Here is a 12828-nt window from a genome sequence, read left to right on the forward strand (position 1 = left end):
AAACGTCCCCGCGTGTGCACAGGAGGCCCTGTCATGTCTGGTTCCGTCATCGTCGCCGGAGCTCGTACCCCCATCGGACGCCTGCTCGGCTCCCTGTCCGGCCAGCAGGCCGTCGACCTGGGCGGTCTGGCGATCAAGGCCGCGCTCGAGCGCGCTGGCGTCTCGCCCGAGCAGGTCGAATACGTCATCATGGGCCAGGTCCTGCAGGCCGGAGCGGGGCAGATCCCCTCCCGCCAGGCCGCGGTCAAGGCGGGCATCCCGATGACCGTGCCCTCGGTGACCATCAACAAGGTCTGCCTGTCCGGCCTGGACGCCATCGCGATGGCCGACCAGCTGATCCGCGCCGGCGAGTTCGACATCGTGGTCGCGGGTGGCATGGAGTCCATGACCAACGCCCCGCACCTGCTGCCCGACCTGCGCAAGGGCGTCAAGTACGGCGGTTCGCAGATCGTCGACTCGATGGCGCACGACGGCCTGTTCTGCGCCTTCGACCAGTGCGCGATGGGCGAGTCGACCGAGCGCTACAACGCCAGGCTCGGCATCGGCAGGGCCGAGCAGGACGAGTTCTCCGCCCGCTCCCACCAGCTGGCCGCCGCCGCCATCAAGAACGGCGTGTTCGACGAGGAGATCGTCCCCGTCGAGATCCCGCAGCGGCGCGGCGAGCCGGTGATCGTCAAGGATGACGAGGGCGTACGCGGCGACACGACGGTGGAGACGCTGGCCAAGCTGAGGCCCGCCTTCGCCGCCGACGGGACGATCACCGCCGGGTCCGCCTCGCAGATCTCCGACGGCGCGTGCGCCGTGGTGGTCATGTCCAAGGCGAAGGCGGAGGAACTCGGGCTCACCTGGCTCGCCGAGATCGGGCGGCACGGGAACGTGGCGGGGCCCGACGCCTCACTGCAGTCGCAGCCGGCCAACGCCATCAAGCACGCGCTGGGCAAGCAGGGGCTGTCGGTGGAGGACCTCGATCTGGTGGAGATCAACGAGGCGTTCGCCAGCGTGGTCATCCAGTCGGCCAAGGAGCTCGGCCTGCCGTACGACAAGGTGAACGTCAACGGCGGCGGTATCGCGCTGGGTCACCCGATCGGCGCCTCGGGAGCGCGGATCGTGCTGACGCTGGCGTACGAGCTGAAGCGGCGCGGCGGCGGACTCGGCGCGGCGGGGCTGTGCGGGGGCGGCGGACAGGGCGACGCTCTGATCATCCGCGTTCCCTAGGACATCGCCTTCCCTGAGGACGGGCTCGCGGGGCAGGAACCCGGTCAAGGAAAAGGGAAAGCCCGGCCGCTGAGGTGTTGGCGGCCGGGCTGTCGGACGGGGATCATGCGGCGCGGAGGCGGGCGAAGAACGAACGCTGGCGGCGCTCGGCTCGCGGCGCCTTGCGGGCCTCCCTTACCTGCCGCTCGTGCGCGGCGGCGGCGTGCAGATCGTCGATCCTGCTGCGCATGATCTGGAAGTTGACCTCGGGGTTCATCCGGTGCTCCCGTGATGTCGTGTTTCTTGCTGACAGTCTCTAGATTCGTGCTAAGTCCCACCCCGCCACATCGGACGGATGCCTTATCTCCCGGTCTGGCCCCGGCTCAGGGATGCCTAAGGCGGGGCGGTGGACGCCTAGGCATACGTGAAACAGGAGGTCGGTGCGGGATGGCGGACGCGGGCAAGCTGCTCAGGGATCTTGCGGAACGGTTCTGGGAGTGGCGCGTGGCCACCGCTCCCGACACCTCTGACGACATCACCAGGGTCGAACGCCCGCCGGGCTGGACGCCCGACTGGTCGCCCGCCGCGGTGGCGGCCAGGCGTGATGCGTGGCGCGGCTTCGACGCCGAGCTGCGCGCGCTCGACCTGGCCGGCGAGCCGGTCGAGGTCAGGGTGGACGCCAGGCTGATGGGGTCGGCGCTGGCCAGGGTCAGGTGGGAGCTGGACGTGCTCGCCGCGTGGCGGCGCAACCCCTGCTTCTACGTCGACCAGGCGCTGGTGTCGGTCTACAACCTGCTGCTGCCCCCACCGCCGTTCACCGCCGAGAGGTCGGCCTCGATCGTCAGGGTGCTCGGCGCGATCCCCTCGATGCTCGGGCAGGCGCGCGAGAACCTGGAGGGGCACGCGGCCGCGCCGTTCGCCCGCTCGGCGATGGCGCTGCTCGACGACGCCGGCGAGCGCCTGCGCGCCGCCATGTCCGCGCTGGCGCCCCTCCTCGAGTCCGGGAAGGGCTCCGGGGGCACAGGGAAGGGGCTGCTGGAGGCGACGGAGGCGGCCGTGGAGGCGCTCGACGGCTTCAACCGGTGGCTGGGGGAGCGGGTCGGGTCGTTCGCGTCGGAGACGGCGGTGGGGGCCGAGGGGCTGGCCTTCTTCCTGCACAGGGTGGCGCTGCTGCCGTACGGGGCCGAGCGGCTGCGCGCCATGGGCAGGCAGGAGTGGGACAGGGCGGTGGCGATGGAGGCGACGCTGCGGCACCGCCACCGTGACGCCGGTGATCCTCCGCTGCCGACCGACGCCGCGGCACTGGTCGAAGGGGAGGCGGCCGACGAGCGTGCCGTCCGGGCCTTCTACGTGGACAGGGGGCTGCTCAGCCAGCCTGACACGCTGCGCCGCTACCGGTTCGCCGAGATGCCCGCCTACCTGGCGCCGCTGGCGTGGCTGGGCGTCCCGCACGAGATCGGCGTCGAGTCGCGCCCTGACGCCGACGCCTTCAGGTACGTCGAGCAGCCCAGGCAGGACCTGCCGTACTTCGAGCTCGCGGCGGCGCGCGACCCGCGCACCCAGATCGCGCACGAGGGCGTCCACGCGCAGCAGCTCGCGCTGTCGTGGCGGCACCCCGATCCGGTACGGCGCCGCTACTACGACTCGGCGGCCAACGAGGGCATCGCCTTCTACCACGAGGAGCTGATGCTGCAGTCGGGGCTGTTCGACGACGCTCCACACAGCGCCGTGTTCGTGGCCAACGCGATGCGGTTGCGGGCGTTGCGCGTGGAGGTGGACCTGGCGCTCGCGCTCGGCGACCTGACCCTGGACCGGGCGGCGGACGTGCTGGCCGAGGCGGTGCCGATGGACAGGGCCACGGCCTGGGAGGAGGCGGTCTTCTTCTCCGGCAACCCCGGGCAGGGACTGAGCTACCAGATCGGCAAGCTGCAGGTCCTCGACCTGCTGGCCACGGCCGTGCGAGGGCAGGGCGAGGCGTTCGACCTCGGAGCATTCCACGACCGGTTGTGGCTGGAGGGCAACGTGCCGCTCTCGCTGCAGCGCTGGGAGCTGCTCGGCCTCGCCGATCACATCGAGGAGGCCGACAGGCTCGCGGACGGGATCGCGTAGGGAGCGGTCAGGTGGCGGGCGCCGCGCTGACCGTGACCTTGGTGAAGCCGAGCGACTTCAGCAGCCCCTCCAGCATCGCCTTGGTGTTGGCGTCGGCGCGGGCCCGCAGGTCGCTGGAGACCGCCGCCTCGGAGATCTTCTTCTCGGCCAGCACGTACAGCTCCTGCTGGTTCTCGGGCGAGGACGACAGGAAGCCCTGCACCCTGTCGAAAAGCCCGCGCTGCTGGGCGAAGACGTAGGAGCGCTTGTTGTCGAGGTTGGCCTTCTCGAGCTGGGCGGCGGGCAGGCGCACGGTGACCTCGGTGCGGTCGGCGTTGACGGTCACCGCGTTCTTCGCCAGCGACCCGAAGTCGACGTAGGCGTCGACGTTGCCCGCGCCGACGAACAGGGTGCGCGATCCCTTGACCGCGTCGGGCAGGAACGGCGCGTCCTTCTCCAGGTCGACGACGACCTGGAAGGAGCCGGTGGCCGCCTCGAACCTGGCCAGGTCGTGGATGGACTGCAGCAACACCGGCTGGCTGCGGTCCACGGTCCGCTCGTCGAAGGGATTGAGCCACGTCCAGGCCAGCCGCGCGCCCACCACCAGCAGGACCGCGAGCACCAGCAGTCCCGCCACATATCGCCAACGCCTGCGCTTGGCCACCGTCTGAACACTCATGCAGACACCCCTGCCCTCATAGAAACAGTGTCTACATGATCAACGCCAGCTCTGAGGTGACATCTCCGGACCCCAGCTCGCTCCGCTGGAGGTCGGATAGACGGGATAGCTCTGGGTGGCGCTCGGCACCGGCGAGGCGACGGCGGGGCCGCCGCCGAAGTGCCTGGCCGACAGGTGGCACGACTGGAAGTCGGTGTAGAACATGCGCAGCCACTCGCGGCGCTGGTGCTCGGTCAGCCCGGAGAACCAGGCGGCGGCGTACTGGTGCTCGGTCAGCGGCCCGCCCGGCAGCGGCTCGCCGCGCAGCCACGCCATCACGATCTCCCTGTAGCCGCCCGCGGACGTGTCGGAGCAGGTGGCGGCCAGGCTCTCGACGAAGTCGTAGGCGGCCTGGTCGGCGAAGCCCGCCGACAGGTCGGGCACGTGGATCGGCACGATGCCGGTCGAGGCGCGCAGGCTCTCGCCCAGCGGGCGCTGCTCGACCCTGGTGAACGCGGCGGGCGTCCCCGACAGCTTGGAGGCGATCTTGGTGAACTCGTCGCCAACCTCCGTCAGCCCCGCGCGCATGCCTGGGTGCAGGCAGACCGTGATCGGCCACTCCTGGCAGCTGTAGACCAGAGGCTGCGCGCTGGCGGCCTTGGGCTCGGTCACCAGCCGCGCCACTCCCGTGCCCGCCGCCAGAACGGCCAGCAGTGCGAAGGCCAGCACCAGGGCCTGCCTCGTCACCGCCGCCGCCCAGCCGAGCAGCAGGGCCAGCGCGATGCCCAGCAGCCACAGCGTCTGGTCGAGGAAGGCGGCTCCGGCCAGTCCCTGGAACAGGTCGTAGGGCTCGCCGGTGCCGGGGGCGAGCTTGTCGACCCACGTCCTGCCGTCGGCCAGCCAGGTGAACAGCCCGTAGCAGCCCAGGCCCGCCACCAGCGGCGTCGCCGCGCGCGGTACGAGCCAGCCGGCCACCCACCCGATGACGGCGTAGAGAGCCAGCCCCGCCATGCCCATGCCGAGGCCGGCGAGGTTGAGCCGGCCCGCCTGCTCGGTCAGCACGGTCTTGACCGCCAGGACCAGCACAGTGGCCGTGAACGAGCCCACGACCACGACCACGATGGCCAACGGCGCCTTCAGCGCGATCCACGTCGAGACCGCCCTGCCGCGCAGCGCACGGCGCTTGCGGGCGGCGACCCACGCCGCGAACGCGGCGGCGACGGGACCGGTCAGCTTCAGCGACCCGATCACCGCGACCACGATGTTCTCCCATGCGTCGACGCCGGGGATCAGGACGCTCCAGGCGGCGACCAGACCCAACGCCAGCAGGACGGCCGTCGTGACGGCCGCGCTCTGCTTCAGCTCCTCGCGCGTGACGCCGGCGTGCTCACGCACGGCGAAACCCCCCGCTGAAATACATCAAGCACCCCCCGTGCCCCATCAGCGACCGCGGAACACCGGCTCATGGCCGTCCCCTGGGCTCCGCGTCACCGTTTCGTGCGAGAACCATAACTGAGCGTGATGATTAGCGCCCGGGTTCTTGGTCAAGCGGTGAATATGGTTGCGCTGAGTAATCATACGAACCAGGACGAGGGCACGCTAACGTAACGGTGTGTCGCTCAACCTGCCGTTCGATCCCATCGAGCGCGCTGCTGAGACCTGGCGTGTTCACTTCGGGCCGTCCTCCGCCATGGCCGCGGTCACTTCGATCATGAGAGCGCACCAGATCCTGCTGTCGCAACTGGACTCGCTCCTCAAGCCGTATGACTTGACCTTCGCCAGATACGAAGCGCTCGTGTTGTTGACCTTCAGCAGAACAGGCGCCCTCCCGCTGTCCAAGATCGGTGAGCGGCTCATGGTGCATCCCACCAGTGTCACCAACACCGTCGATCGCCTGGAGAAGGCCGGTCTGGTCGTGCGTCTGCGCAATCCTCGCGACGGCCGGGGGGTCCTCGCCCAGATCACCGGCAGGGGGCGGGAGATCGTGGAGTCCGCGACCGCCGATCTGATGAACGCTGACTTCGGCATGACCATGTACGGCGAGAGCGAACTCGACGACATGTTCGGCCTGCTCCGCACCCTCAGAGTGGCGTCGGGTGACTTCAGTGCCTGATGGTCGCGCCCGCCTCGGCCTCCGTTGGCTCCTTCGTCGCTCTCTCCGGCCGGGCTCCTGCGCTTGGTGCGGCGGCGATGCGGCAAGATGAGGAGCATGGCTGACATCTCTAGGCCCGGCTCGCTCTACGGAGCGGTGGATCTGGGCGCCAGGAAGCAGGCGTTCGAGGCGCAGGCCAGGCGGGAGGCAGCGGGTCCCCAGGCAGCCGCGTCGGTGGTCGACGTCACGGACGAGACATTCACGACCGACGTCATCGACAGGTCGATGAGCGTCCCGGTCATCCTCGACCTCTGGTCGCCGCGCGCCCCCGGCAGTGCCCAGCTCAGCCCCATCCTGGAGAAGGTCGTCACCGACCTCGGCGGCAGGGCGACGCTGGCCAAGGTCAACGTCGACGCCAGTCCCCAGGTCGCGCAGGCGCTGCGGGTGCAGGCCGTGCCGACGGTGCTGGCCATCTTCCAGGGTCAGGCGGTGACCGGCTTCCAGCAGGTGCTGCCCGAGGAGGAGGTGCGCCGCTGGCTCGACGAGCTGATGGGCGCGGTCGAGCAGTTCTACGAGGCCAACCCCGACGCCAGGCCGCCGGCCACCGAGCCGGGCGCCGCCGCGCCCGAGGCTCCTCCCGTCGACCCCGACCTCGCCGCGGCCGAGCAGGCCATCGACGAGGGCGACCTCGACGCGGCCGCCGCGGCCTACGAGCGCCTGCTGGCCCGCTCGCCGGGCAACGAGGACGCCAAGATGGGTCTGGCGGGGGTGGGCCTGATCAAGCGCACCGCCGAGGTCGATCCCGCCGACGTGCAGCGCCGCCTGCAGGATCCCGCCGACATCGAGGCGCAGCTGCTGGCCGCCGACATGGAGATGCTCTCCGGCAACGTCGAGGAGGCCTTCGACCGGCTCGTCGGTTTGGTCAAGCGCACCTCGGGCGAGGAGCGCGACACCGTGCGCAAGCACCTGCTCGGTCTGTTCGACGCGCTTCCTGCCGACGATCCCGCTTTGGTCAAGGGACGTAGAGCGCTTTCGAGCGCGCTGTTCTAGCCTGGAGGCATGCGGGTCGTCACCATCTCGGCGACGTACGGCACGGCTGGGAGCATCATCGGCCCGGCCGTCGCCGAACGCCTTGGCGTGCCCTTCGTCGACAGAGCGATTCCCAGCGCGGTGGCCCAGGAGCTCGGCTGCTCGCTGGAGGAGGTGCTGGTCCACGACGACAGGGCGGAACACGGCCTCGGACGGCTGCTCTCAGGGGCGATGCGGCTGCCGACGGTCACCTTCGGGGGAGTCGACATGTACCTGCCGGGGGCGATGCCGCTGGCGCCGGAGGAGTTCGTCAATCGCATCGAACGCATGATCAAGGAATCCGCCCGGTCCACGGGCGGGGTGTTCCTCGGTCGCGCCGGCGCGCTGGTCCTGGCCGAGCATCCCGGCGCCCTGCACGTTCGTCTCGACGCGCCGTTGCGCAGGCGGGTGCTCCAGACCGCCTCGCTCGCCGACGTGTCCGAACGGGCGGCGCGCAAGCTGGTGGAGGACAACGATCGGGCCAGGTCGGCATATGTCCGGCATTTCTACCGGGCCGACCCGGCCGATCCGCAGCACTACCAGCTCGTCCTCGACAGCACCATGATCCCCGTGGGGGCCTGCGTCGAGATCATCGTCACGGCTGCTGAGGCGCTTGCCTGACGCGAGGCTCCAGCGTGTGGTCGCGGCAGCCGCGCTGCGCGATGACCGGGTTGCAGCGCGCGGTCGCGCCGCCCGGCAGCTCGGCCACGTAGTCGGTGCCGTTGCGCGCCGACAGGCCGACCACGGGGAAGTCCGTGCTGATCATCTGGGCGCCGCTGTCGAGCGCCGCCTTCAGCCGCGTGGTGTCGCCCGACCTGGCCTCGGTGAACGGGACGTCCGAGCGGGTGCGGACGTAGTAGCCACGCCGTACGAAGTCCTGGATCTGGGCGGTGTTGGCGCCGAGCGGGTCGTTCCAGCCGATGAAGGCGGCGTCGGGGCGGCCAGGCCTGGAGTTGGTGAACAGGACCCTGCCCTCCAGGTTCGGGTGGCCCGTGAGGTAGGGCGTCTGGACGGCGGGCGCCGAGTTGTCCATGAAGAACATCACCTTGCCGCGCGAGGACTCGAGGCGCGGCCAGCCGTGCTTCAGCACGCTCTCCTCCAGTGACAGGCCCGGCTTGCGCAGGTCGTCGGCGGTGATCAGCCTCTCCTCGGAGAACACGGTGCGGATCTCCGCGTCGAGCGCGCCGAGCAGGGCCGCGTCCCAGGCGGGGCTCTTGGCGCCGCCCATGGCCTCCTTGGCGGGGTCGGTGCTCTTGAGCTCGGTGAGGATGGTCAGCGGGACGTGCCCGGGGTTGGCGTCCGACCAGTCGCGCACCTGGCGCAGGCAGGCGACCAGTGTCGAGCAGTTGGTGCCGTAGTCGTGGTCGGCCCAGTGCAGGACCTTGAAGCCGGGCGCGGCCAGGCTCGGGTCCTGCAGCGGCGGCAGCCCCGCGTCCCTGCGCACCAGCGGCTTGGTGTACAGGCCGCCCTGCGGGTCGGGGAAGACGTCGAGCTCGATCCCGCGCACCCGCTGCGTGCCGAACTGGTGCGGGATGGCGGGATGGGAGTACTGCAGGTTCCACCAGTTGGCGTCCGTCTTGCGCTGAACGTCCTTCTCGGCGTCGGTCAGTTCGCGGTGGTAGCTGTTGTGGGTGGCCATGGTCTGGATCTGGTTGATCCTGACGTCGGACCTGCCGGTGGTGCCGACGGCGGGGGCCGCCGACGTCAGTACGGCCAGTGCCGTCGCGGCGAGCAGGGCGGTCACGCGGGACATGGTGCTCCTTGAGGGGTTCGTGGGGGCGCCTCAGACGGTTGCCTGGGACGGTGAACACCCGATCAAGAAAGAGTTCTCCCTTTCCGGAAATGTCCGTAAACAAGCTCGTAAAGGCTGCTGTCGAGAGGACTCGTCGGAGGTGGCACCATGGATGCATCCTTGGTCAGGCGCAAAGGAGCGATAGACGTGGCCACCGTCCCGAGCGTGTCCTACTCCATCACCGTGCGGCTCGAGGTGCCGGCGGGAGGCAAGGCGGTCAGCCAGCTGACCCACGCCGTAGAGTCGGCCGGTGGCGTCGTCACCGCGCTCGACGTCACCAACGCGGGTCACGAGAAGCTCCGCATCGACGTCACCTGCGCGGCCAGGGACACCGACCACGCCCAGCAGATCGTCGACCAGCTCGAGGCGGTCGAGGGTGTCGTCATCCACAAGGTCTCCGACCGCACCTTCCTCATGCACCTCGGCGGCAAGATCGAGATGAAGTCGAAGGTGCCGCTGCGCAACCGTGACGAGCTGTCCATGGCGTACACGCCGGGCGTCGCCCGCGTCTCCATGGCCATCGCCCGCAATCCCGAGGACGCGCGCCGGCTCACCATCAAGCGCAACAGCGTCGCGGTCGTCACCGACGGCTCGGCCGTGCTCGGCCTCGGCAACATCGGCCCCGCCGCCGCGCTGCCCGTCATGGAGGGCAAGGCGGCGCTGTTCAAACGGTTCGCGGGCATCGACGCGTGGCCGATCTGCCTCGACACGCAGGACGTCGACGAGATCGTCTCCATCGTCCGCGCCATCGCGCCCGGCTTCGGCGGCATCAACCTGGAGGACATCTCCGCGCCGCGCTGCTTCGAGGTCGAGGCCCGCCTGCGCGACCTGCTCGACATCCCGGTCTTCCACGACGACCAGCACGGCACCGCCATCTGCGTGCTCGCCGCGCTGACCAACGCCCTGCGTGTCGTCGACAAGCCGCTCGAGGACGTCCGCATCACGATGGCGGGCGCGGGCGCGGCCGGCACCGCGGTCCTGAGGCTGCTGCTGGCCGCGGGCGCGCGCAACGTGATCGTCTGCGACTACCTGGGCGCCGTCCACCGCAACCGCGAGGACCTCGACGACTCCCTGCGCTGGATCGCCGAGCACACCAACGCCGAGGGCTACTCAGGCGACCTGCGCGGCGCGGTCAAGGGCGCGGACGTCTTCGTCGGCGTGTCGGCCCCCGGCATCCTGAACGGCGACGACATCGCCACCATGGCCTCGGACGCGGTCGTGTTCGCCCTGGCCAATCCCGAGCCCGAGGTCTCGCCCGACGACGCCCGCGAGCACGCGGCCGTCGTGGCCACGGGCCGCTCCGACTACCCCAACCAGATCAACAACGTGCTGGCCTTCCCCGGCGTCTTCCGCGGCCTGCTCGACGCCCAGGCCACGGAGGTCACCCAGCAGATGCTGCTGGCGGCGGCGGGGGCGCTCGCCGCGGTGGTGACGCCCGAGGAGCTCGGGCCCAACTACATCATCCCCAGCGTCTTCCACCCGGACGTGGCCACCGCCGTGGCCGCCGCCGTCCGCGACTCGGCCGGCGGCCGGGCCCGCGGCTTCACCGAGGCCTGATCCGACCCGGAGGCCGGAGCCTCCTGGCTCGTCACCGCTGCCCCGCCGTGTCCAGGGCAGCAGCCGAGAAGCCGCTCTCCCCGGGTCTTCGTGCCCGGGGGAGCGGCGACGGTCGTGCGGCCGGAGCGCGGGTCATTCCGAGGCGGCCGGCTTCCGCAGGGTGGCGCTCACCGCGATGCCCAGCAGGACGAGGGCCGCGTTGACGAGGACGGCGACCCGGACGCCGCCGAGGACGTCCGCGTCCACCGACATCGCCGCCGTGACGACGGCGCTCATGACCGGGATCCCCATCGTGATCCCCACCTGCTGCGTCATCGTGGCCAGGCCGGTGGCCAGGCCCTGCTCGGAGTCGGGCAGGCCCGAGGTGGCGGTCACCATGAAGCCGACGATCGCGAGCATGTTCCCGACGCCGCCGACGAAGGTGGACACCAGCAGCAGCCAGATCCACTCCTGCGAGGTCCCGAGCAGCGCCAGCGAGGCGGTCGCCGCGGCCTGGACGGCGAAACCGGTGATCAGCGTGGCGCGGCTGCCGAGACGGGCGATGACGCGGGGAGCGCCGACGCCGCCCACCACCGTGCCGAGACCGAGCACCCCGAACGCGAGCCCGGTGGCCAGCGCGGAGTAGCCGAGCACCTTCTGTAGGTAGAGCGTCATGAGGAAGACCAGCGACGTCTCGGTGGCGAAGGCCAGGAGCCCGGCCAGGTTGCCCCACTTGACGCTCGGCCGCCTGAGGACCGTGACGGGCACCAGCGGCGAGGCGGCCCTGCGCTCGGCGAACCAGAACGCCACCAGCAGAACCGCGCCGGCGGCGAGCCCGCCGAGCGCGACGGGCGAGGCGAAGCCGTACTCGCCGGCCTGGGTGAGGCCGAAGACGAGCGCGAGCAGCCCTGCGGTCACGGTCACCGCGCCGGGGACGTCCATCGTGGGCCGCCGCTCGTGCCTGCTCTCGGCCAGTACGGCAGGCGCCGCGACCAGGACGGCGAGCGCCACCGGCACGTTGATGAAGAACGCCCAGCGCCAGCTCAGCAACTCGGTCAGCACGCCGCCGAGCACCGCGCCCGAGGTGAAGCCCGCCGACATCAGCGCGCCGTTCAGGCCGAGCGCCTTGTCGCGCAGGGGACCCTCGGGGAAGGACGTCGTCAGCAACGACAGGCCCGCGGGTGTGACGATCGCGGTGGCCAGGCCCTGGGCGACCCTGGCGACCAGCAGCATGCTCGGCGAGGTGGCCAGCCCGCCCACCAGGGACGACAGGCCGAGCAGCGCCATGCCGCCGAGGAAGAGCCGCCGCCTGCCGAACAGGTCGGCGATGCGGCCGAACAGCAGCGTGAACCCGGCGGCCGCCAACGCGAAGGCGGTGGCGATCCACTGGAGGTTCGACAACTGGAAGCCGAGGCCCTGTCCGATGACGGGCAGGGCGACGTTCAGGATCGAGAAGTCGACGGCGAGCATGAACTGGGCGCCGAGCAGCAGGACGAGGGTCAGTTTCTGCCGACCCGCCATCGTGGTGGCGGGAGCGCGCACGGCCAACGTGGTCATCAGCATCCCCTTAATGGGTCGCAAGTTCCTTTAAGATGGAGCAGACGGTAGCACGCTCGCGGTTGTTAAGGGAACTGTAGACCCATTTGGCTGCAACGGGGGCCTGGGGGTAGTACGGCGAGTGCGCGCGGCCGGACAGGCGCGCCGCGGCTCGCCGTGTGACCAGCCGTGCGGCCGGGACCAGGGCGGGCTACGGCTTGAGCTTCGGGTAGCGGCGGCGCGGTGTGCGGGTGCCGGTGAGCGGTCCGTCGGGCGTCTGGCGCGGCCAGATCGACCCGTACCACCACACGATCCCGCCCATGAGCACCAGCCCGGCCCCGGTCGCCAGCTTGCCCATCAGGTCCGCGGGCGGCCCCGTGTACGGCAGGCGCCCGTCTCCGTCCCGCCAGTTCTCCCAGCGGCCGTGCCCCCAGTCGTCGTCACCCCATCCGCCTCCGGACCGACGGCAGCTGTTGTACACCCGCTGGGAGTCGACCAGCTTGTCGTCGGAGTCGCCGCCCACGTAGTTGGCCTCGATGTTGGCCGACCTGCCGCGGGCGAGCGGCACGTACACCGTCGTGCTCCTGCGCGCCCGCACCGTGCCGCGCTCCACCAGGTGGTCGTCCTTCTGTACGGTGAACCCCGCCGCGTAGTCGCTGTTGCTCCTCAGGACCACGGCGACCATGTTCGTGTCGCACTTGGCGTCGCTGAGCGACATCGTGAAAGGGTCGTTGTCGTGCGCGGAGACGGCGGTCCCCGGTGAGAAGAGTTTCGCCCCGATCGGAACGGACAGCGCGAGGAGGGCCAGTCGGCTTCCGGTGATCATGGCTCCTCCCGAGCGCGCAAAGATTACGATCTTTGCTA

12 protein-coding genes are annotated in these 12828 nt (G+C 70.5%); 6 read left to right on the plus strand and 6 right to left on the minus strand.

Annotated features, from left to right (window positions below; translation table 11 throughout):
* The first annotated feature begins 33 nt into the window (after positions 1-33).
* A complete protein-coding gene (locus tag AC3EO4_RS17810; RefSeq protein ID WP_379576805.1) occupies positions 34-1215 on the plus strand; it encodes an acetyl-CoA C-acetyltransferase in 1182 nt (393 codons plus the stop codon).
* Positions 1216-1318: 103 nt separating this feature from the next.
* Here AC3EO4_RS17810 and AC3EO4_RS17815 read toward each other — a convergent pair whose 3' ends face one another.
* A complete protein-coding gene (locus tag AC3EO4_RS17815; RefSeq protein ID WP_431896626.1) occupies positions 1319-1471 on the minus strand; it encodes a hypothetical protein in 153 nt (50 codons plus the stop codon).
* A 170-nt stretch (positions 1472-1641) separates the two neighbouring features.
* Between AC3EO4_RS17815 and AC3EO4_RS17820 the strand changes: the two genes are divergently transcribed.
* Positions 1642-3303: a DUF885 family protein gene (locus tag AC3EO4_RS17820; protein ID WP_431896627.1), complete on the plus strand. Its 1662-nt coding sequence runs from the start codon at positions 1642-1644 to the stop codon at positions 3301-3303.
* 7 nt (positions 3304-3310) lie between these two features.
* On the opposite strand, the gene AC3EO4_RS17825 is transcribed toward AC3EO4_RS17820, so the two are convergent.
* Entirely contained in the window at positions 3311-3961 is a 651-nt protein-coding gene (locus AC3EO4_RS17825; protein WP_431896629.1) for a DUF4230 domain-containing protein, read from the minus strand.
* Between the two features lie 39 nt (positions 3962-4000).
* Complete coding sequence (locus AC3EO4_RS17830; RefSeq protein ID WP_431896631.1) at positions 4001-5335, minus strand: hypothetical protein; 1335 nt, start codon at positions 5333-5335, stop codon at positions 4001-4003.
* Between the two features lie 217 nt (positions 5336-5552).
* Between AC3EO4_RS17830 and AC3EO4_RS17835 the strand changes: the two genes are divergently transcribed.
* The 3 genes from AC3EO4_RS17835 to AC3EO4_RS17845 all read left to right on the plus strand — a co-directional run bounded on the left by AC3EO4_RS17835 (position 5553) and on the right by AC3EO4_RS17845 (position 7721).
* A complete protein-coding gene (locus AC3EO4_RS17835) occupies positions 5553-6053 on the plus strand; it encodes a MarR family transcriptional regulator (RefSeq protein WP_379576815.1) in 501 nt (166 codons plus the stop codon).
* Positions 6054-6149: 96 nt separating this feature from the next.
* Positions 6150-7082, plus strand: a complete 933-nt coding sequence (locus AC3EO4_RS17840; protein WP_379576817.1) for a tetratricopeptide repeat protein — start codon at positions 6150-6152, stop codon at positions 7080-7082.
* A gap of 9 nt (positions 7083-7091) precedes the next feature.
* Positions 7092-7721 carry a cytidylate kinase-like family protein gene (locus tag AC3EO4_RS17845; protein ID WP_379576819.1) on the plus strand — a complete coding sequence of 210 codons (630 nt, stop codon included), beginning with the start codon at positions 7092-7094 and terminating at the stop codon, positions 7719-7721.
* Here the strand turns inward: AC3EO4_RS17845 and AC3EO4_RS17850 are convergent.
* Positions 7696-8853, minus strand: a complete 1158-nt coding sequence (locus tag AC3EO4_RS17850; protein WP_431896632.1) for a phosphatidylinositol-specific phospholipase C1-like protein — start codon at positions 8851-8853, stop codon at positions 7696-7698. The two genes, AC3EO4_RS17845 and AC3EO4_RS17850, sit on opposite strands and share 26 nt — an antisense overlap.
* Positions 8854-9039: 186 nt before the next feature.
* On the opposite strand from AC3EO4_RS17850, the gene AC3EO4_RS17855 reads away from it, so the two are divergent.
* A complete protein-coding gene (locus tag AC3EO4_RS17855) occupies positions 9040-10449 on the plus strand; it encodes an NAD-dependent malic enzyme (protein WP_379576919.1) in 1410 nt (469 codons plus the stop codon).
* A gap of 132 nt (positions 10450-10581) precedes the next feature.
* Here AC3EO4_RS17855 and AC3EO4_RS17860 read toward each other — a convergent pair whose 3' ends face one another.
* A complete protein-coding gene (locus AC3EO4_RS17860) occupies positions 10582-11985 on the minus strand; it encodes an MFS transporter (protein ID WP_431896634.1) in 1404 nt (467 codons plus the stop codon).
* A gap of 190 nt (positions 11986-12175) precedes the next feature.
* The gene (locus AC3EO4_RS17865; protein WP_379576825.1) at positions 12176-12790 is read right to left on the minus strand and encodes a hypothetical protein; all 615 of its coding nucleotides are present in this window, start codon (positions 12788-12790) and stop codon (positions 12176-12178) included.
* Positions 12791-12828: the final 38 nt, after the last annotated feature.

This window comes from Nonomuraea sp. bgisy101 (assembly GCF_057708945.1).

What these genes read in the sequence shown, in the direction of transcription:
- AC3EO4_RS17845 (WP_379576819.1), top strand. Translation starts at nt 7,092, where the DNA reads ATGCGGGTCGTCACCATCTCGGCGACGTACGGCACGGCTGGGAGCATC.
- AC3EO4_RS17860 (WP_431896634.1), bottom strand. Translation starts at nt 11,985, where the DNA reads ATGACCACGTTGGCCGTGCGCGCTCCCGCCACCACGATGGCGGGTCGG.
- AC3EO4_RS17815 (WP_431896626.1), bottom strand. Translation starts at nt 1,471, where the DNA reads ATGAACCCCGAGGTCAACTTCCAGATCATGCGCAGCAGGATCGACGAT.
- AC3EO4_RS17810 (WP_379576805.1), top strand. Translation starts at nt 34, where the DNA reads ATGTCTGGTTCCGTCATCGTCGCCGGAGCTCGTACCCCCATCGGACGC.
- AC3EO4_RS17820 (WP_431896627.1), top strand. Translation starts at nt 1,642, where the DNA reads ATGGCGGACGCGGGCAAGCTGCTCAGGGATCTTGCGGAACGGTTCTGG.
- AC3EO4_RS17840 (WP_379576817.1), top strand. Translation starts at nt 6,150, where the DNA reads ATGGCTGACATCTCTAGGCCCGGCTCGCTCTACGGAGCGGTGGATCTG.
- AC3EO4_RS17850 (WP_431896632.1), bottom strand. Translation starts at nt 8,853, where the DNA reads ATGTCCCGCGTGACCGCCCTGCTCGCCGCGACGGCACTGGCCGTACTG.
- AC3EO4_RS17825 (WP_431896629.1), bottom strand. Translation starts at nt 3,961, where the DNA reads ATGAGTGTTCAGACGGTGGCCAAGCGCAGGCGTTGGCGATATGTGGCG.
- AC3EO4_RS17865 (WP_379576825.1), bottom strand. Translation starts at nt 12,790, where the DNA reads ATGATCACCGGAAGCCGACTGGCCCTCCTCGCGCTGTCCGTTCCGATC.